This window comes from Pseudomonas baltica (assembly GCF_031880315.1).
In the GTDB taxonomy this organism is placed as follows: domain Bacteria; phylum Pseudomonadota; class Gammaproteobacteria; order Pseudomonadales; family Pseudomonadaceae; genus Aquipseudomonas.
Map to the genome: position 1 here is coordinate 973,490 of NZ_CP134771.1, position 19,562 is coordinate 993,051.

General features: G+C 62.3%; 20 protein-coding genes. 13 read left to right on the top strand and 7 right to left on the bottom strand.

Annotated elements, in window-relative coordinates; genetic code table 11:
- Positions 1–19 precede the first annotated feature (19 nt).
- The 3 genes from REH34_RS04350 to REH34_RS04360 form a co-directional block, all read right to left on the bottom strand.
- Positions 20–1,225 (bottom strand): pyridoxal phosphate-dependent aminotransferase, encoded by a 1,206-nt coding sequence (locus REH34_RS04350; protein ID WP_311970911.1) that lies wholly within the window; start codon positions 1,223–1,225, stop codon positions 20–22.
- A gap of 103 nt (positions 1,226–1,328) precedes the next feature.
- Positions 1,329–2,114, bottom strand: a complete 786-nt coding sequence (locus REH34_RS04355; protein ID WP_226507440.1) for an SDR family oxidoreductase — start codon at positions 2,112–2,114, stop codon at positions 1,329–1,331.
- A 35-nt stretch (positions 2,115–2,149) separates the two neighbouring features.
- A complete protein-coding gene (locus REH34_RS04360; RefSeq protein ID WP_311970912.1) occupies positions 2,150–3,106 on the bottom strand; it encodes a GntR family transcriptional regulator in 957 nt (318 codons plus the stop codon).
- A 166-nt stretch (positions 3,107–3,272) separates the two neighbouring features.
- Here REH34_RS04360 and REH34_RS04365 point away from each other — a divergent pair, with 166 nt between their 5' ends.
- From REH34_RS04365 to REH34_RS04375, 3 genes are all read left to right on the top strand, one after another.
- Complete coding sequence (locus REH34_RS04365) at positions 3,273–4,196, top strand: dihydrodipicolinate synthase family protein (RefSeq protein ID WP_226507438.1); 924 nt, start codon at positions 3,273–3,275, stop codon at positions 4,194–4,196.
- A gap of 76 nt (positions 4,197–4,272) precedes the next feature.
- Complete coding sequence (speB, locus tag REH34_RS04370) at positions 4,273–5,238, top strand: agmatinase (RefSeq protein ID WP_311970913.1); 966 nt, start codon at positions 4,273–4,275, stop codon at positions 5,236–5,238.
- A 79-nt stretch (positions 5,239–5,317) separates the two neighbouring features.
- Complete coding sequence (locus REH34_RS04375; protein ID WP_311970914.1) at positions 5,318–6,112, top strand: transporter substrate-binding domain-containing protein; 795 nt, start codon at positions 5,318–5,320, stop codon at positions 6,110–6,112.
- Between the two features lie 45 nt (positions 6,113–6,157).
- On the opposite strand, the gene REH34_RS04380 is transcribed toward REH34_RS04375, so the two are convergent.
- Together REH34_RS04380 and pxpB are read right to left on the bottom strand one after the other, a co-directional pair.
- A complete protein-coding gene (locus tag REH34_RS04380) occupies positions 6,158–7,123 on the bottom strand; it encodes a biotin-dependent carboxyltransferase family protein (RefSeq protein WP_226507435.1) in 966 nt (321 codons plus the stop codon).
- Positions 7,120–7,851: a 5-oxoprolinase subunit PxpB gene (gene pxpB / locus REH34_RS04385; RefSeq protein ID WP_311970915.1), complete on the bottom strand. Its 732-nt coding sequence runs from the start codon at positions 7,849–7,851 to the stop codon at positions 7,120–7,122. Before pxpB ends, REH34_RS04380 begins: the two co-directional genes overlap by 4 nt.
- A 169-nt stretch (positions 7,852–8,020) precedes the next feature.
- Here pxpB and REH34_RS04390 point away from each other — a divergent pair, with 169 nt between their 5' ends.
- Positions 8,021–8,794: a 5-oxoprolinase subunit PxpA gene (locus tag REH34_RS04390; RefSeq protein ID WP_311970917.1), complete on the top strand. Its 774-nt coding sequence runs from the start codon at positions 8,021–8,023 to the stop codon at positions 8,792–8,794.
- 19 nt (positions 8,795–8,813) lie between these two features.
- On the opposite strand, the gene REH34_RS04395 is transcribed toward REH34_RS04390, so the two are convergent.
- Positions 8,814–9,734: an NAD(P)-dependent oxidoreductase gene (locus REH34_RS04395; RefSeq protein WP_311970918.1), complete on the bottom strand. Its 921-nt coding sequence runs from the start codon at positions 9,732–9,734 to the stop codon at positions 8,814–8,816.
- Between the two features lie 137 nt (positions 9,735–9,871).
- On the opposite strand from REH34_RS04395, the gene REH34_RS04400 reads away from it, so the two are divergent.
- The 4 genes from REH34_RS04400 to REH34_RS04415 all read left to right on the top strand — a co-directional run bounded on the left by REH34_RS04400 (position 9,872) and on the right by REH34_RS04415 (position 12,838).
- A complete protein-coding gene (locus tag REH34_RS04400; RefSeq protein WP_311970919.1) occupies positions 9,872–10,507 on the top strand; it encodes an urea carboxylase-associated family protein in 636 nt (211 codons plus the stop codon).
- A gap of 4 nt (positions 10,508–10,511) precedes the next feature.
- On the top strand, positions 10,512–11,318 hold the full coding sequence (locus REH34_RS04405) for an amino acid ABC transporter ATP-binding protein (protein ID WP_311970920.1): 807 nt from the start codon (positions 10,512–10,514) through the stop codon (positions 11,316–11,318).
- Complete coding sequence (locus tag REH34_RS04410; RefSeq protein WP_226507430.1) at positions 11,315–11,971, top strand: amino acid ABC transporter permease; 657 nt, start codon at positions 11,315–11,317, stop codon at positions 11,969–11,971. The genes REH34_RS04405 and REH34_RS04410 overlap by 4 nt, the downstream gene beginning before the upstream one ends.
- A gap of 153 nt (positions 11,972–12,124) precedes the next feature.
- A complete protein-coding gene (locus REH34_RS04415) occupies positions 12,125–12,838 on the top strand; it encodes a GntR family transcriptional regulator (protein WP_311970921.1) in 714 nt (237 codons plus the stop codon).
- 88 nt (positions 12,839–12,926) lie between these two features.
- On the opposite strand, the gene REH34_RS04420 is transcribed toward REH34_RS04415, so the two are convergent.
- Positions 12,927–13,940 (bottom strand): GntR family transcriptional regulator, encoded by a 1,014-nt coding sequence (locus tag REH34_RS04420; RefSeq protein WP_226507428.1) that lies wholly within the window; start codon positions 13,938–13,940, stop codon positions 12,927–12,929.
- 300 nt (positions 13,941–14,240) lie between these two features.
- Between REH34_RS04420 and REH34_RS04425 the strand changes: the two genes are divergently transcribed.
- The 5 genes from REH34_RS04425 to REH34_RS04445 all read left to right on the top strand — a co-directional run bounded on the left by REH34_RS04425 (position 14,241) and on the right by REH34_RS04445 (position 19,504).
- Positions 14,241–15,602: an amidase gene (locus REH34_RS04425; RefSeq protein WP_311970922.1), complete on the top strand. Its 1,362-nt coding sequence runs from the start codon at positions 14,241–14,243 to the stop codon at positions 15,600–15,602.
- A gap of 71 nt (positions 15,603–15,673) precedes the next feature.
- On the top strand, positions 15,674–16,555 hold the full coding sequence (locus REH34_RS04430) for a polysaccharide deacetylase (RefSeq protein WP_226507426.1): 882 nt from the start codon (positions 15,674–15,676) through the stop codon (positions 16,553–16,555).
- A 30-nt stretch (positions 16,556–16,585) separates the two neighbouring features.
- A complete protein-coding gene (locus REH34_RS04435; protein ID WP_311972039.1) occupies positions 16,586–17,938 on the top strand; it encodes an MFS transporter in 1,353 nt (450 codons plus the stop codon).
- 12 nt (positions 17,939–17,950) lie between these two features.
- Positions 17,951–18,724, top strand: coding sequence for an SDR family NAD(P)-dependent oxidoreductase (locus tag REH34_RS04440; protein WP_311970923.1), 774 nt, complete (start codon positions 17,951–17,953; stop codon positions 18,722–18,724).
- 15 nt (positions 18,725–18,739) lie between these two features.
- Positions 18,740–19,504: an SDR family NAD(P)-dependent oxidoreductase gene (locus tag REH34_RS04445; RefSeq protein WP_311970924.1), complete on the top strand. Its 765-nt coding sequence runs from the start codon at positions 18,740–18,742 to the stop codon at positions 19,502–19,504.
- The last annotated feature ends 58 nt before the right edge of the window (positions 19,505–19,562 follow it).

The following is a 19,562-nucleotide window of genomic DNA, read 5'->3' on the forward strand; positions in this document are numbered from 1 at the left end:
GATCGTACCCGCGCCTCGCCTAGCGCAACTGCGCGCAGGCTATTTCGATTCGCTGGCACGCTTCATCAAGCACGCGATCATCGACCGCATAGGCAATGCGCAGATAACCCGGCGTTCCGAACGCCGAGCCATGCACGGTACCAACCTTCGCGACATCGAGCAGATAGCTGGCAAAATCGAAATCATCGGCAATCATCCTGCCGTCCGCTGTCTGCTTGCCGACCATGCCCTGGCAATTGACGAACAGGTAAAACGCCCCTTCCGGCAGCTGGCAGCTCAGCCCGACGATGCGCTCGATACTCGCAAGCACACGATCCCGGCGGTACGCCAGCCGCTCGATCCAGTCGTCGATAAAACCGGTGCCGCCATCCAGGGCAACGATTGCTGCCGCTTGGGAAATCGAACTGGGGTTCGAGGTGCTTTGCGATTGCAGCACCTGCAGCGCGTCCACCAGCCATTTCGGCCCGCCTGCGTAACCGATCCGCCAACCGGTCATGGAGAAGGCCTTGGACAGGCCGTTGACCGTCAACGTACGGTGCAGCAAACGCGGCTCGACCTGGGCCGGGGTGCAGAACGCCTTGCCGTAACGGGTGTGCTCGTAGATGTCGTCGGCCAGTATCAGCACCTGTTCGTGACGCAACAGCACGTCCGTCAGCGCTTTCATCTCGGTTTCGCTGTACACCGCACCGGTCGGGTTGCTGGGCGAATTAAGCAGCACCCAGCGCGTACGTTCGGTGATCGCCGCTTCAAGCGCCTCGGGCTGGAGTTTCCAGCCGTCGCCCTCATGACACTGGACCACTCGCGTTTCGCCTTCAGCCAGCGCGACCATGTCGGGGTATGACACCCAATACGGCGCCGCGATGATGACCTCATCGCCGGGATTCACCGTCGCCATCAGCGCATTGAAGATCAATTGCTTGGCGCCGGCGCCGGCGATCACCTCGCCGGCGCTGAAGCTCAGGCCATTCTCGCGGCTGAACTTGTCGATGATCGCTTGCTTGAGGCGCGCGCTGCCGGGCACCGCGGTGTACTTGGTTTCACCCGCATTGATCGCCACGATACCGGCCTGGGCGATGTGCGCTGGAGTAGGGAAATCCAGCTCGCCCTCACCCAGGTTGATCACCGAATGCCCCGCGACCGTCAACGCGCGGACCTTGTCGGAGATTTCTGCGGTGGGCGATGGCCGGACACGGCGCATGCGCTGTGCCAAAAGGGCTGTGGACATGGAATTTTCTCTCGGTCAGGGCATGGAAGGGGCAGATCCGCCCGCCCGCGTCAGGCACCGTGTCGGCGCCACGACGCTGAACTGATCTGCCTGTTGGGAGTGTTCAGATGCTGCGAATCAAGCCGCCATCGACGCGTAGATGGGTCCCGGTGATATAGCCTGCGCGGGCACTGGCCAGAAAGGCCACCGCGTCGGCGAATTCGGCGGGATCGCCATAACGGCCAACCGGAATGGTCTTGCGCGAGGCTTCGGCGACCGCTTGCGCGGTGGTGCCGGTGCGCCTGGCCGCTGCTTCGTCGAGCTCGCCGACGCGATCCGTGGCAATACGCCCGGGGATAACCGAGTTGACGGTAACGCCATCTGCCGCGACCTCTCCCGCCAAGGTCTTGGCCCAGCCGATAATGGCGGCGCGCAAGGTATTGGAAATACCGAGATTGGGGATGGGTTGCACAACGCCAGAAGACACCAGATTGATCACCCTGCCCCAGCCGCGCTCGCGCATGCCTGGAAGCACCATGGCGGTGATGTCGAACAGCGCGCTGACCATGCTCTCGAAAGCGCCCTGCCACTGCGCAGGCTCGACAGCACTGACCGCACCCGGCGCAGGCCCACCGCTGTTATTGATGAGGATGTCGTAGCCGCGCCCGTCGGCCAGTTGCGCTTCGAGCGCGGCGCGGCGCTGGAGAGGATCGGCCAGATCAAGCACCAGATAATCGGCGTTTGCACCGCTTGCGGTGATCTTTACGACCGCGTCCGTGAGCGCTTCACGGTTACGGCCGCATAACGTGACTGCGGCCCCTTCGGCCGCCAGTGACTGGGCAATCGCCAGCCCCAGGCCACGACTGGAACCCAGCACCAATGCGCGTTTACCTTGCAAACCAAAATCCATGAAGACCTCTCTCGAATGGGGCGCTCCTCGCGAAGCTAGCCGGGAATGGGCACCGTCGCGATCTTGCGCGGCGGGCGGGGTTTGGTCGCCGGTCTGCGCGCCGATTTGTTGCCCGGCTGCGCGGCATCGTCGGCGTGAGTCAAGTGTTTGCGCATCAACGCGCTGGCCTCGGCGTACTGCCCATTGGCAACGGCGTCGATGATCGCCAGATGCTCCGTGCACCAGGCACGGACCCGCCGGCGGTTCGCGTAGCCGGCAAACTCCAGCAGCTTGCGCAGGCGATTCTGTTGCTGGATGGCCTGAATCACGAAGGTGTTGCCACCGAACTCGGCGAACATCTCGTGGAATTGCGCATCGGTTTCGAATAACAGCGCGTTGCTGACGGCCGCAGAATCAGCATGGCTGGCCAGATACAGATGCTGTAGCCGCGAGCGCTCGAGCGCGGCGGGATTGGGCGTGAACTGAGGTTCAAGGAAGTTGGCCGGCTCGACCATCAGGCGAAACTGGTAGCCACTGCGCAGCGCCTTGTCGTTATCCAGCGTCGGCAGGAAACTCCAGCCGTGCCCCTTGTTGCGCATCAGCAGCCCATCTTCGGCCAGCCGCTTCAACGTGGTCATCAGCGTGACCCGGTCGACGTCATAGCGCTTGGCGATTTCGGTCTGGGTCACGGAATTGGCGATCTCGCCACTCAGACGATCATTCACCAGGCGTTCATACAGTGAATCCTCCAGGCTCGACGAGACACTCAGTTCCACCCGTTGCAGGGCATCGAACGCTTTGAGCAGGAAGAAGCCCTGGTTGCGTCGGGCTTCGACGATTCCTTCCTCTACCAGCAACGTGAGGGCATTGCGGATCGGCGTGCGGGACACGCCCAGCAGATCGGCGATTGGTTGTTCACGCAGGTGGTGCCCCGGCTCGAATTTCGCCTTGCGGACGAAATCGAGAATCTGGTTAGCCAGCCGTCGGCTGTTCTGACCCGGTAACGAAGCCATGGAAAGGAAACCTCGAAAATAAAGTGCGCACATCCTATCAAGGACCTACACCGCTGCCGCCTGCCTATGGGAAAAAGCGCATCCGCGACAGACGAAAAATTATTGTACATATGAATACAAATAATACAATATCGAATCACTTCGACCCACAGCCCACGGGAAAATCATGCACAACCTTCAAGAATGCCGCGAACGCCTTCACGGAATCTTCAACATCACCGTGACCCCCTTCAACGCTGCGGGAGATTTCGACTACCCGGCCATGGCCGAGAACATCGAGCGTGTCATCGCGCTGGGTTACGACGGCTTGTTGATTGGCGGGACCTACGGCGAATTCGCCGTCATGACCTGTGAAGAGCGCGCCGAGATGTTTCGCAAGGTCATGGCGATCGTTGGCGATCGGGTGCCGGTGATGCTCTGTACAGCAGGCTCGGACAGCCGCGTGGTGCGCGAACTTACCCAGCTGGCTGGCGACCTGGGTGGCCTGCCGATGGTCACGCCGCCTTTCGTTTCCGAGATCACCGACGCCCAGATCGTCAGCTTCTTCAAACAGATGGCGCCGCTGTCGAAGACCGGGATCCTGATCTACAACGCTCCCGGCATCGGTATCACCCTCTCTGTCCCCGTGATCGAGCAGTTGGCTGCCATCGATGGCGTGGTGGGTTTGAAGCAAGGTGACCTGACCCCGACCGTCATCGACCGTATTGCCAATACCCTGGGCGGCAAAGTGCGGTTGTTCTGCGCATCGGACCTGGTCTTCAGCGGGCCGATGATGGCTGGTTTCGATGGCATCAGCTCGACCAACAGCGGCGCATTGCCCGAGCTCATTCTGGCGACATTCCGGGCGCTGCAGGCCGGCGACGCCAAGCTGGCCATTGAATTGCATCGTATTTGGTTCCCGCTGCGCGAACTGGCACGCAAGCACGGGCAACCACAAACCACCAAGGCGATCATGAACCTGCGGGGTTTCAAAGGCGGCTCGGTACGCCAACCGTTGCTTGACCTGCAAGGCCCAGCTCTGGAGGAAGTGGCTGCGGCGCTGCACTTACTCGCCAGCGACCCGCGCTCAGGCATCCTGCTGCCTGCGTAGGCCCGAACCAATGCCACGTGGCGATGCTTGATTGCGTCACCACCCCGCCCACCTGTTGAGCCACTGGATAAATGAAATGAGCGTGCTCCCTACCGATTCCCTCTCGAGGCCGCGGTTCTGCGGCGTACCGACGTTCATGCGGCTGCCCATGGCGACCACGCTCGACGGCCTTGATGCCGCGGTGATCGGCCTGCCTTCCGATTCCGGTGCGGCGTTCCGTACGGGCTCGCGGTTCGCACCCAATGCGGTGCGGGCAATGTCAGTGATGCTGCGCCCCATCAGCCCGTATCGCGACAACATCAATATCTTCGAGACGTTGAACATTGCCGATGCCGGAGACGCTGCCGTGGTGCCCGGCTATGAAGAAGAATGCCTGGCGCGCATCGAGCAAGCGGTGGCAGGTCTGGTCAACGCTGGCGTGGTGCCGTTCGGTATCGGCGGCGATCATTCGGTGACGCTAGGCGAATTGCGCGCCGTGGCGGCCAAGCACGGGCCGGTGGCCTTGGTGCAATTCGACTCCCACAGCGACACGTGGGACAAGTACTTCGCCGACAAACTGTACAGCGCCGGAACGCCTTTTCGCCGGGCCGTGGACGAGAACCTGGTCGACCCGGCGCACTCGATTCAAGTGGGCCTGCGCGGCTCGTTGTTTCGGACCACCGACATCACTCAGTCGATCGACCTGGGCTACGACGTGGTGACCACCGACCAGATGTTCGAAATGGGCATCGCCGCGCTTGCCGAGCGCATCAGGGAACGCACGGGAGGTCGCCCAACGTTCATCACTTTTGACATGGATTTCGTCGACCCCGCCTCGGCACCAGGCGTACAGACCCCGGAAGCAGGCGGCCCGACCACCCGTGAAACCCTGCAACTGTTGCGCGCCCTGCATGGCATCAACCTGGTGGGTTGCGATGTCACCGAGATCAGCCCGATGTACGAGGGCCCGGGGCAGATCACCTCGTTGCTGGGGGCCACCGTGCTGAATGAGTTCATGTCATTGCTGGCGAGCGAACGTGCACGCGGCGCGACATACGCCTGATCGATTTGATGGACTGAAACTCCGGCCTGCCCGTGCCTGCTACCTGCGATCAACATCAACCCGCATAGAGAGCGTGACCATGAAAGTCAGAAATATCGTGCAGATCTTGGCGGCAATGTCGGTGCTGACGTTCGGCACTTGGGCAAGTGCCGATGAACCGCTGGAGCTGATACACCCAGGCAAGCTGCTGGTCGCTACCGAAGGCACGTTTGCGCCGTTCAGCATGCGCAGTGCCAACGGTCAGCTCGATGGCCTCGAGATCCGGGTCATGAAGGAAGTCGCCCGCCGCTTGAACCTCGAATACACCCCGGTGCTGATCAAATGGGATGCACTGCTGGTGGGCCTGGCGGCCAATCAGTACGACGTGATCAGCGCGGCGATGGACATAACGCCGGCCCGGCAGCAGCAAATCCTGTTCTCCGACGGCTGGCTGGAATCGGGTGGACGCGTCGTCACGCCGGTGAACTCGCCGATCAAGTCAGCGGCCGACCTGAAGGGTAAAAATGTCGGAGTCCAGGTGTCCACCACCTTCAGCGCCATCGCCGAAGAAAAAGGCGCCTTGCTGAAAAACTACAAGGCTGAGTCCGACGCGATCCAGGACCTCGTCAACCACAATACCGATGCGGTCATCACCGACTCCATAAGCGCCGCGTACCTGATGAAAACCGTGCACCTGCCCATCGTCATGACCGACGATTACGTCAGTCATATCCAGAAGGGTTTCGCCTTCAAGCTCGGCAAGGACAACCTGGTCAAAGCGGTCAACAAGGGCCTGGCCGACATGAATGCCGATGGCACCTACGACAAGCTGACGCTGGACCTGGTCGGCTACAACCCGGCACCGAAAGAGCCCATCCGTTCGATCTTCAAATAAACCATTGTCGCCCGAGGGGGTACGGGTCCCTCGGGCAACCGGGCATCAACGCCGACGTCCATAGCGCAGCGACAGCTCGTCCAGATAAGCGCCGAGCAGTGCTTGTCGCTCACACCACAGGTCTTCGGCGTCTTCGACCGACACTTCGCTGAAGCTGAGCCAATCCCCGGGCTTGAATTGCCCCAACCGCGCGAGATCCGCACGAATCACCGTGGCGATTTTAGGATAGCCACCGGTGGTTTGTCGGTCATGCATGGCGATGATCGGGTGGCCACTGCCGGGGATCTGGACGCTGCCGGTACTGATGGCATCCGAGACGATATTGAACCCCTTGAGGTGAGTGATCCCTGGCCCGGTCAGGCGGTAGCCCATGCGATCGCTCTGGCCCGAGACCTGAAAGGATTCGCTGAGGAAGCGGCTGATTTGCTCGGGGCTGAAATATGCCTGCTGCGGCCCCAATACCACGCGCAGCGGCAGGCGTTCGCGTTGCGGCCACAGGCGCTGCCCAGGTGCACGGGCGGCCACTGGCAGATATTGCGAGGGCGCAGCCAACGGCAGGTCGTCACCTTTGACCAGCGCGCGACCGGCAAAACCACCCAGCGCACCGCGCAACAAGGTCGAGACGCTGCCCAGTACCGGCTCGGCGGCAAACCCGCCGGCAACCGCCAGATACCCTCGCGCGCCGCTGAGCGCGCGGCCTACCTTGAGCACTGCGTGGGACTGCAGCACGTGGCACTGATAGGAGGCGACGGGCTGATCATCGATGAATACCTGCATGTCCCCCGTGACCGCGATGACACAACCCCCCTGTCCGACCTGAAATTGCCCACCCAGCAACGTGAACTCCAGCGCCCCGGTGCCCGACTGGTTGCCGACCAGGGCATTGGCAATGGCAAAGCTCAATTCATCCAGCGCACCTGAAGGTGGTACTCCGCGGTCCTCATAACCGCTGCGGCCATGATCCTGCAAGGTCGTCAGCAGCCCAGGGTTCAATACGTGCAGCGTGCTCATGTGCGCCACGTCCAGTGCGGGAGGTAATCAGGTTGAGCGCAGAGATCGTCGAACTCATCCACGCCGATGGCGAAAAACCGAATCTCATCGCCCGCGCCGAACAGAAAAGGCTGCTCGCGCGATGGCTCGAAACTGCGCGCCGGCGTTCGCCCGATCAGATGCCAGCCGCTGGGGGCTTCGACTGAGGCGACAGCCGTTTGCATGCCGCCGATGCTGACCGAGCCTGCCGGGACGTTAAGTCGTGCAGATTCGCGGCGCGAGGTGTGCAGGCGCTCGTCGAGCCCACCCAGATAAGCGAAGCCTGGCATGAAGCCGATCATGTAGACGCGATACGTCACCGCGCTGTGCAGGCGTATGAGGTCTTGAGGATCGAGGTGGTGCAGGTCGCATAGCCAGTGCAGATCAATACCGTGGTCGCCCCCGTAAGCCACCGGAACCTGCCAACTGCGCACCGGATCGGCGCCGGCGTCGGGCTCGGCCAACAGTTCCTCGATGCGCCCACGCAGCCGTGCCTGGCGAATCCGCCTGCAGTCATACGCCACGGTCAGGGCCCGGTAGGTGGGAATCAAGCCTGTGACCCCGTCTATACAGGCTGCGGCAACATGCTTTGCCAATGCCGTGACGCGCTGGTTGACCGCTGCATCGATCACTTCACCGAAGTCGATGTACAGCGCATGATCAGCGATGGGTGCAATGCGCACAGACGATTCCGGCTCTTCGGTGTTCACTGCGAGGCTCCCCGTGATACGTTGGAATGCTTTTGGAATACCAGAAGTATTCTGTCAATATGCCATGACTAAAGCCAGCGCGAATGCTGGATTTTTCAGCCACTGGGCCCGGCATATCCAGCGGGTTCGACTTGACCACGATGACGCTGATCGTCCCACAGGTGAACGCATGCTGATCGACTTGAACTGCGACATGGGTGAAGGCTTTGGCGCTTGGAAAATGGGCGACGACAGCGCAATGCTCGACCTCGTCAGCTCCGCCAACATCGCGTGCGGCTTCCACGCAGGTGATCCGGACATCATGTTCGACACCGCTGCCATGGCCCGTCACAAGGGAGTGGCGGTGGGTGCCCATCCCAGCTTTTTCGACCTGCACGGCTTCGGTCGTCGGCAGATACGCGGTGACAGCCCGGCACAGATCGAACGCCAGATCATCTACCAGATCGGCGCGCTCAAAGCGCTCGCGGCCGCTGCGGGACTGCCCTTGCAACACGTCAAGGCCCACGGTGCGCTGGGCAACATGGCCAATGAAGACCCTGAGCTGGCGCTGGCCGTGGCGCGGGCCATCAAGGCGGTGGACCCAGCGTTGATCTTCGTGGTGATGCCCGGCCTTGAAACCGAGCGTGCGGGCGAGCAGCTGGGCCTGCGCATGGCGCGGGAAATCTACGCCGACCGCGCTTACGCCGCCAATGGCAATCTGGTGTCGCGCAACGCGCCGGGGGCGGTGATCCACGACAGCGAAATAGCCGCCGCCCGCGTGCTGCGCATGATTGAAGAGCAATCTATCACCACCGTTGACGGCACGCGGATGCCGGTACGCATCGACACCGTCTGCGTGCATGGCGACACCCCCGGTGCGACCCGCATGGCGCAGCATTTACGCTCCCTGCTGGAAGCGGCCGGCGTGAGAATTGCACCCATGGCCACGGTGATTGGCCAATGACCCGGCGCCGCGTACCACGCTAGGCCAGACGATCCTGCGGCTCCCCGCCGGCCAATACATGCAACACGCCTTGGGTCACTGCGCTGGCCATGCGGATCAGTGATTGCTCGGTGGAAGCGCCGGTATGGGGGGTCAGCAGAACATTGGGCAGGTGCAACAGCGGATAGTCGGCCGCCATGCTGTCGAAGGCATAGACATCCAGCCCTGCGCCGGCGATGACGCCCGACTGCAACGCCTCGATCAAGGCAGCCTCATCGATCAGCGGCGCACGGCCGGTGTTGATCAACAACGCGGTCGGCTTCATTTCCCGCAACTGCTGGGCGCCGATAAGGTGGTTGGTTTGCGGCACGCTGGGCACGTGCAGTGAAACGATATCGCTGCTGTTGAGCAGCCCCTTCAGGCTCTCGACCCGCCCCATGCCCAAAGCCGCCAATTGTTCGCACGTGGCGCTGCGCGCCAACACCTGAACCCGCATACCCAACGCCAGCGCCAGCGACCCGGTTGCCCTGCCGATTGCGCCAAAACCGACCAGCCCCAGTGTCTGCCCGTGCAACTCGCGCAACTGCGCCCGGAACCTGAATGCCATGTCCCCGGCCCGCGCGGCCTGATCGCTTTGCAGCAACTGTTTGCTCAGCGCAAGCATCAGGGTCAGCGCGTGTTCGGCTACAGAGCGGGCGTTGCGTCCGGGGGTGTTGAACACCGCAATGTTGAAGTCCCGTGCGGCCGTCAGGTCGATATTGTCGAATCCTGAGCCGTGCACTCCGATGACGCGCAGATGCCTGAAGCGCGCCATCTCCGGGCGGCCGAACCGATCGCTGCGAAAAATGCCCGCCACGACCTGCTCTGGATCGGCGTGTGCGCAGGCCTGCTCACCAATCAAGGGCTCCAGGCCCGCAATACGCAATATCTCGATGCCACTGGGGTGAATAGGTTGCGGCATCAGACACTGCTTCATGGCGCCCTCACGGGATGTGGCTGGGAATAGCGTGGTGGCATTTACCTTGCATTCCACCGGTATACCGAGAATCTACCAGAACTGAACGCCTTCTGCGATTCGTTCCCGCCAGAGAGGACGCCATGCCCCGCTTAACGCCCGACGATGATTCACAGCAGATCCTCAAGGCGACACGAGGGACCGCCATCGAGCTGTACAAGGGAGAGGCCATCCGGATCACCAACCTGCATGGCAGTCAGGTGGTCGACACCTGGGCCGTCAACCTTCTGGACTCTAGCGAGTGCGGTGCCTTGGAACATACCCGCTCGATCAACAGCAATATATTCTTTGAAACAGGCATGACACTGGTCAGCAACCTGCGCCGGCCCATGCTCACGCTGATCGAAGACACTTCGCCCGGTCGCCACGACACCCTGCTGTGCCCGTGCAATAGCGCTATTTACCAAGAGTTGGGCTGCACCGACTATCACCGCAGCTGCACCGACAACTTTCACGAGGCACTCGCCGAGCGGGGAGTCGCCTGCAGTTACACGCCCGCGTCGCTGAACCTGTTCATGAACATTCCAGTGGCCGATGACGGCAGCGTGCAGCGCGTGCCGCCACGTTCAAGGCCCGGCGACAGCGTCACCCTGCTCGCTGAAATGGACGTGCTGGTGGTGCTCTCGGCCTGCCCGCAGGACATCACGCCGATCAACGGCGCCGAACGTCAGCCCAGCGACATCGCCTGGGTCATCCAAACTCTTAGCGCTCAGGAATGACCCCATGAACCAAGCCGTCAAACCGATGCTGCGCATCAAGGAACTGAGCAAAAGCTACGGCGATCTGCATGTGCTCAAGAACGTCGCTTTGGATGTCTACCCGGGTGAAGTGGTTTCGATCATCGGCGCCAGCGGGTCCGGTAAAAGCACCTTTCTACGCTGCCTGAACGTCATGGAAATGCCCCAGGAAGGGTTCATGGAGTTTGAGGATTTCTCGTTCGATTTTCGCGACGGGGCCCGAGCCCAGCCAACCCCCGATCAATTACGCGCCTTGCGTGCCCAGATAGGCATGGTCTTCCAGAGCTATAACCTGTGGCCGCACAAGACCGTGCTGCAAAACGTCATCGAAGCGCCGATGCGCGTGCTGAAAATCCCCAGAGCGCAGGCCATCGAGGAAGGCGAAGCGCTGCTGACCAAAGTCGGGCTGTTCGACAAGTGCCACCAATATCCCGGCAAGTTGTCCGGTGGCCAGCAGCAGCGCGTCGCGATTGCCCGTGCGCTGGCGATGAAGCCCAAGGTGATGTTGTTCGACGAAGCCACCTCGGCGCTCGACCCTGAACTGGTCGGCGAAGTGCTGGCGTTGATTGCCGCTCTGGCTGGCGAAGGCATGACCATGCTGCTGGTAACCCACGAAATTGCCTTCGCCCGCGATGTCGCCAGCCGCGTGCTGTATTTCGATCAAGGCTGCATCGCCGAGGACGGCCCCCCTGAAGAAGTGCTGCGCAATCCGAAGAACGAGCGCCTGCGCCAGTTTCTCAAGCGCATCCTGCGTGAAGACATCACTCCGTCAGCCCTGGAGCAACCGCGATGAATCAGTTGTACAGCGACATTGTTCTTTACGGCGCCGGCTTCATGGAAGCCGCCTGGCTGGTCCTGCTGATTACCTTGGCGACCATCGTCCTGAGCTGGGTGTTCGGCTTGCTGGCGGTGCTGGGCAAACGTTCCAAATTCGGCGGGCTGCGGGCAATCGCCAGCTTCTATGTGTGGTTCATCCGCGGCACGCCGGCATTGATTCAGGTGTTCATCATCTACTTCGGGCTGCCGCAACTGGGGCTCAACCCTTCACCGTTCATGGCTGGCGTGATCGCGCTGGGCCTGAATAGCGGTGCCTACGTGGCAGAAATCATTCGCTCTGGATTGCTGGCGATTCCCCAGGGCCAATTCGAGTCGTCGCAAGCGCTGGGCATGAGTCATCCGGAAACCATGGTGCGCATCGTCCTGCCTCAGGTGTTCCGGATCATCCTGCCGCCGCTGACCAACGAGGCCATTTCCGCGCTGAAGAATACGTCGCTACTGTCCACCATCACCGTGGTCGACCTGACGATGTATGCACAGACCATTATTTCCACGACCTTCCGCCCGTTCCAGTTTTTCATTGCCACGGCGCTGATCTACCTGGTCCTGACCACGCTGCTGACGCAGATGGCGTCCTGGATGGAGCGCCGTCAGACGCGTTTGAGCTAAGCGCGTTGAGTGGGCAGCCATCACCGCTCAAGTGGGGCCGCGTGCTATCGCGCGATGAGCGACACAGCGTAAAATCCGCACGTTAATTGGCGGCCGCTCGCACTGATCGGCCGCCGATCCACTTTTTCCGATAGCCATTGTGTGAAGTGACTCATGGAACCGATCAAATCCACGGCCGACTTCCTCGGTGAGCGGGAACAGAATCTCAGCGCCAAGGCGTATGACGCCATGCTGCAGATGCTCATCAGCCGCGAGCTGCCCGCCAATACCGTGCTGCAGGAGCGCAGGCTCGCCGAGTTGCTGAATATCTCCCGTACCCCGGTGCGCGATGCCCTCACTCGGCTGGAAAATGAAGGCATGATCAGTCGAACCGCGGGGCGCACCTTGGTGGTCCGGCAGTTTTCAATCCGCGAATTGATCGAAACGCTGCACGTGCGCCGTACGCTGGAGGCCGAAGCCGCGCGCTTGGCCGCAGGTCGCGTGCCCGCCGCCGAGCTCGACGAGCTGGAAGCCAGCGTGCGGCGTCTGCTTGCCGCCGAAGTGCCCGACGCCGAGGAAGACTGGATCGTGGACAGCAAGCTGCACCAGATGATCTCCCATTACAGCGGCAACCTGCTGCTGACCCAGTACATTGAAACGCTGCGCTTGAAAACCCGCATGTTCAACCTGAGTGTCGCGCCGGAACGTTTTGAAAGTGCTCATCATGAGCATCTGGCGATCGTGCAAGCATTGAAGGTCGGTTATCAGGAGCATCTGGCGATCATCGCGGCGCTGCGCTCTGGCGATGCGAACACCGCGCAAAGCGCCGCTGCGGCGCACATCGACAGCGTTCGCCAAGGCATCATCAGTCGCTTCAGCCAGCTTTGATCCGTCGGCATTGCGCGACCAGCGCCAGGGAATGCGGGTGCAATTTGAAGTTCGTCGGGCTAAGGGTCGACGACTACACGACTGGCGCTCAACTCAGACGCGTCAGATAAGGCGGCAGGTCAGGCTCGGGCAGTACCGACAATACCTTGAGACGTTGCAGCGTTCGATCCCGGGCGCGCAACAAATGATCACGCAGACTGAGCGCCGCCGAGTCGACATTGCCATGCAGCAAGGCTTCGATGACCAGCCGGTGCTCAATCAATGTGGCCTCGTCAACGCCCATTCCCAATGCATCATGAAAGATGCGGCTGACGTTCATCGGGCTCTGACATTGCTGAATCAGCACGGCCATCTTGCGGTTGCGCAGGCCGCCCAGGCAATGCTGGTGCAGATCCCGCTCCAGTTGATCGACCGCCTCACGCGTCGCGTTGGCTGCATCCCCCTGCAACTGCGCGATGCGCTCGAGCATGGCCTGCAATTGCGGATGCGACAGCTGGGCAGCCGTCTGCTGCAAGGCCTGCGGTTCGAGCAAGGCGCGCAGTTCATAGTCATCGCTGATTTCGCGCGCCGTCAACGGCCCCGCCAGCCACTGGGCATAGGGTTCCTTTTCGACCAGGCCGCGGTCACGCAGACGCAACAGGGCTTCGCGCACCACGCTGCGGCTCACCCCCAGATATTCGGCGGCCCGCTGTTCATCCAGGCGGTAATGCCCGAACACCATCACCGTTGATACACACGCGGCGATGTCGTCATACACCCGCTCGCCCAGTGGGCGCAGGTCGATCAGCTCTTCATGGGTTTCCAGACCCAGCAACTGCCGAGTCAAGGGCAAGCGCTGGGCAGGCAGGTCCAGCCCCTCGGGATTGATCAGGTAGCCGCGGCCTTCGAAACGACTGATCAGCCCCTCTTCATGCAGCAGGGTCAACGCTTGGCGCACCGGTACGCGACTGGTCGCGAACAGCTGCGCCAACGGCCCTTCCACTAGCACCAGCCCAGGCTCGGCGAGGCCCTGGATTATCGCGTCACGCAAAGCACTGCGGATCAGTTCGTAGCGAGGGGCACTGCGGTTTTCGTCAGTTACGGCGTCTTCTTCGACCAGCATCGGCTGCCATCCCTACTGTAGTGGGGAAATTCTCTCACACCTGCGGGACGACGGAGCGTCGACCCTCAGCACCAAAGTGGGGCCAGAAGTAGCAAGCGTGTTACTTTTCTGCGCACAAATGGTTATTTATTAAATATATACATTTGTTAACAGCGCGCATCATATTTTAACGAACCGCTCTGTCCCGCGATTGCCAATGCATGATCTCTGCCGGCTAACCGCTTGGCACGATGCCTGCTACATAAAACGTATCTATGCAGCAAATGTACATTTGTTGATATACGTTTTTTGGAGCGCTTCATGCCATTCGATTTCGCCACCGCCGATGGTCACGACCTGGCTCATGCCTATGCCATCGGCCAAACCGATCCCGTCGAGGCGTTTGAAGCCGCGCTGGAGCGCTTGCCAGTGGCAGAACATGCCTTTATCGCGCTGACTCAAGGTCGCGGCCGACGCGAAGCCGAGGCAGCGCGCTGGCGCTGGCTGGACCACGGCCCCTTGTCTGCGCTTGATGGTGTGCCAATCGCCTGGAAAGACCTGTTCGACATGAAGGGCATGGTCACCACCGCCGGAGCCGCCATCCGCCGCCATGCGGAGACCGCGCCGCAAGATGCGGCCCTGGTGAGCAGACTCGCTCAGGCCGGCATGGTCAGCCTCGGCAAGACAAACCTGAGCGAACTGGCCTACTCGGGGTTGGGCCTGAACCCGCATTTCGGGACGCCGATCAACCCGCGTTTTTCTGCAGCGCCACGGGCACCGGGCGGATCGTCCAGCGGTTCGGCCATTGCCGTGGCGGCAGGTGTCGTGCCCATTGCAATGGGCACGGATACAGCGGGGTCGATTCGCATCCCGGCCGCCTTCAACGGCTTGGTCGGCTACCGCAGCAGCCGCAAAAGATATGGCTTCGCCGGAGTCTTCGGGCTGGCCCGCTCGCTCGACGCCTTGGGGCCGATCACGCGCAGCGTGCGGGACGCCATCGCCCTCGACCAACTGTTCACCCACACCCATATGAACCTTGACACCGCCGACCTGCGCGGCCTGCGACTGCGGGTCGACGAAGCCACGCTGAACGATCCCCGCGTGCAACCGGCAGTGCGCGACAACCTGGAGCACTGCCTGCAACGCCTGGGCAGCGCTGGCGCGCACATCGATCGCCGCCCGCTGCGGGCATGGCAATCGGCGCTGGACTGCATTGCCCAGCAAGGCTGGCTTGGTGCCGCAGAGGCGTTCGCCTCCCACGAGCGACTGCTCGACAGTGCCGACGCGGCCGGACTCGACCCCCGCGTGCGTCGGCGCCTCGAAGCCGCCCGCTCGATGCCGGCCAGTCGCCAATTGCGGCTGTACGAGCAGCGCGGGCTATTGCAGGCGCAGTTGCACAGCGAACTCGACGGCGCCTTGTTGATCACCCCTACCGTCGCCCATGTCGCCCACTTGCTCGAGCCGCTGCAAAGCGATGACGAACTGTTCGCCAGCACCAATCTGGCCACGTTGCGCCTGACCATGCCCGGGAGCCTGCTGGACATGCCAGGGGTGACGCTGCCCAGCGGCGTCGACGGCGATGGGCTGCCCACCGGCCTGCTGCTCGCCGCGTGCAGCGGCAACGACATCGCTGTACTGCGCGCCGCGCTGGCCGTGGAAACATTGCTCAAGCAACACCCCTGACCGCCTGAATTCAAACGCCCGGGACCCGGCCCAGGCGTTTGCCAGCAATACGCCGGGACGAGGATGCAAGCATGGCTAAAGAAATTCTGGTATCGATCGGCGTCGACGTCGACGCGGTGGCTGGCTGGCTCGGTTCGTACGGCGGCGAAGATTCGCCGGACGATATCTCCCGCGGCATGTTCGCCGGCGAAGTCGGTGCACCGCGCCTGCTCAAGCTGTTCAAGAAATACGATCTGCGCACCACCTGGTTCATCCCCGGCCACTCGGTAGAAACCTTCCCCGAGCAGATGAAGGCCGTCGCCGAGGCGGGCCACGAAGTCGGCATCCATGGCTACAGCCATGAAAATCCGATCGCCATGACCGCCGAGCAGGAGGAGATCGTCCTCGACAAGTCCATCGCGTTGATCACCGAACTGACGGGCCGTCGCCCCACCGGTTACGTCGCGCCCTGGTGGGAATTCAGCCGCGTCAGCAACGAGTTGCTGCTGAAAAAAGGCATCAAGTACGACCACAGCCTGATGCACAACGACTTCAGCCCCTACTACGTGCGAGTTGGTGATACCTGGACCAAGATCGACTACAGCCAGCACCCCGACACCTGGATGAAACCACTGGTGCGCGGCGAAGAAACCGACCTGGTCGAAATCCCGGCCAACTGGTACCTCGACGACCTGCCACCGATGATGTTCATCAAGAAATCGCCGAACAGCCACGGCTTCGTCAACCCGCGTCATCTGGAAGAAATGTGGCGCGATCAGTTCGACTGGGTCTACCGCGAACATGACTACGCCGTGTTCCCGATCACCATCCACCCCGATGTCTCCGGTCGCCCACAGGTGCTGTTGATGCTCGAACGCTTTATCGAGCACATGCAAGGCCATGCCGGTGTGCGCTTCGTGACCATGGATGAAATCGCCGACGACTTCATCAAACGCCAACCCCGCCAGCGCTGACCTTTATCCCGCCGAGGATTGACCATGACTATGCCCACCGCTGTTTTAGACTCCCGACCCGCGCTCAGCGCTGACTGGCAACCCCAGTACCTGACGTCGGGTGACGTCAAATACGCGACCTGGATCGCTTTCTTCGCCTGGGTATTCGCGGTCTATGACTTCATCCTGTTCGGCACCCTGCTGCCGGTCATGGGTGAGCACTTCAACTGGAACCAGGCCACCCAGGCCGAGATCGCCACCTGGGTAGCGTTGGGAGGGGCCGTGGTGGCCTTCGCGGTCGGGCCAGTGGTCGATCGACTGGGGCGGCGCGCGGGGATCATCTTTACCGTGACCGGCTCGGCGCTGTGCTCGTTGCTGACCGCCTTCACGGCCGGTATGGGCAAGGGCGCGCTGATCGGCGTGCGTTCGGTGGCGGGCCTGGGCTATGCCGAGGAAGGCGTCAACGCGACCTACCTGACCGAGATCTACGCCGCGTCCACCGATCCCAAACTGATCAAGCGCCGTGGCTTCATCTACAGCCTGGTACAGAGCGGCTGGCCAGTCGGTGCGCTGATTGCGGCGGGCCTGACAGCGTTGCTGCTGCCCCAGATCGGCTGGCAGGGCTGCTTCGTGTTTGCCGCCATTCCGGCCTTCGTGGTGGCGTTCCTGGCCCGCAAGCTCAAGGAAAGCCCGCAGTTCCAGGTGCATTTGCGCATCGCTCAACTGCGCAAGGCCGGCCATGAAGCCCAAGCTCAGCTGCTGGCCAACACCCACGGCGTGGATTATCACGAGCACGCCAAGGCCGGCATCGCAGCCGCCTTTCGTGGTCCGGCGTTGCGCGCCACCCTGGTGCTGAGCATCGCGCTGCTGCTGAACTGGTCCGCCATCCAGGTATTCAGCGTACTGGGCACCTCGGTGATCGTCAGTGTTCACCATGTGTCATTCCAGAACTCGCTGTGGATCCTGGTGTTGTCCAACCTGGTGGGTTTCTGCGGCTACCTGTTCCACGGCTGGCTGGGCGATCGCATCGGTCGACGCAACACCGTGGCCTTGGGCTGGATGTGTGGTGGCGTGGCCTTCGCCGCGATGATCTATGGCCCGAGTGATCTGGTCACCGTGGTCACCCTGTACAGCGTGGGGCTGTTTTTTCTCAACGGGCCTTACTCGGCGCTGCTGTTCTTCATGAGCGAAAGCTTCCCTACCAGTATCCGCGCTACCGGCGGTGCCATCGTCCATGCCATGGGGCCGATCGGCGCCGTGTCGGCCGGGCTGGGCATCACCGGCGTGTTGACGGCGGGTGGCGAGTGGTACAGCGCGGCCATCTGGTTTGGCGCAGTGCCGTGCTTTCTGTCCGGGTTGGTGATGCTGGCCGCCCGTCACGTCGCCCCTGACAGCGTTAAATGACTGGAGACGCGAATGACTGATTCACACAACCTTCCCGTGGCGTTGGTGACTGGCGCTGCCAGTGGTATCGGCCAGGCGTTGGCCGTGACCTATGCCCAACGCGGTGTACGGGTGGTGGGCGGCTATTTTCCGGCTGACCCGCACGACCATCAAGATACCTTGAAGCGCGTTGCCGCGACAGGTGGCGAGTGCATCATGCTGCCGCTGGATGTGACCGATACCACATCGGTCGACGCCCTGGCCGCTGCTGCCATGGAACATTTCGGCCGCCTTGATTACGCCGTCGCCAACGCCGGCCTGTTGCGCGCCGCGCCGCTGCTGGAGATGACCGACGAGCGCTGGAATGAACTGCTCAACGTCGATCTGACCGGGGTCATGCGGACCTTCCGCGCGGCCGCGCGCCATATGGGCGACGGTGGCGCGATGGTCGCCATTTCGTCCATTGCCGGCGGCGTATATGGCTGGCAGGACCACTCGCACTACGCCGCTGCCAAGGCCGGCGTGCCGGGGCTGTGCCGATCGCTGGCGGTGGAGCTGGCACCTCGGGGCATCCGCTGCAACGCGGTGATCCCGGGGCTGATCGAAACCCCGCAGTCGCTCGATGCGAAAAATTCGCTTGGCTCCGAAGGCCTGGCCAAGGCCGCGCGCAGCATTCCCCTGGGCCGCGTCGGCCGCGCCGATGAGGTCGCGGCGCTGGTGGCCTTTCTGACATCGACCGAGGCCAGTTACCTCACCGGGCAAAGCATCATCGTCGACGGTGGCCTCACCGTTCGCTGGCCGGATTGACCGATGGAGAACCCTATGCAAAGAACCCTTACTACCCCGCTCGCCGGGCGCCGCGCCGTGATCACCGGTGCCGCCAGCGGTATCGGCGCGGCCATTGCCATGGCTTACGCACAGGCGGGTGCCAGCCTGGTGCTGGCCGACCGCAACGGCGCCGCGCTGCAAGACGTGGCCGCCACTTGCCGCGCGCTGGGTTCGACGGTACATGAATGCATTGCCGACGTCGGTAAGCGCAGTGGTGCCCAAGCCGGCGTGGACGCCTGCGTGCAGGCCTTCGGCGGTATCGATATTCTGGTCAACAACGCCGGTATGCTGACCCAGGCCAAGTGCATCGACCTGACTCAGGAGATGTGGGACGACATGCTGCGCGTCGACCTCACCAGCGTCTTCATCGCCAGCCAGCGTGCCCTGCCGCACATGCTTGCGCAGCGCTGGGGGCGGATCATCAACGTCGCCTCGCAACTGGGCATCAAGGGCGGCGCCGAGCTGACCCACTATGCCGCGGCCAAGGCCGGCGTCATTGGCTTCACCAAGTCGCTGGCGCTGGAAGTGTCCAAGGACAACGTTCTGGTCAATGCCATCGCCCCCGGACCGATCACCACGGCGCTGGTGGACGACTTGAGCCAGGCCTGGAAAACCGCCAAGGCCAAGGAGCTGCCCCTGGGGCGATTCGGGCTGGCCGAAGAAGTCGCGCCGATTGCCGTGCTGCTCGCCAGCGAGCCGGGCGGCAACCTGTTTGTCGGGCAGACGCTGGGGCCTAATTCCGGCGATGTGATGCCTTGATCGATCGACTTCGCGCCGGCGCAGCCACGCCCGGCGCACTCACCCAGAGGCAATCAAC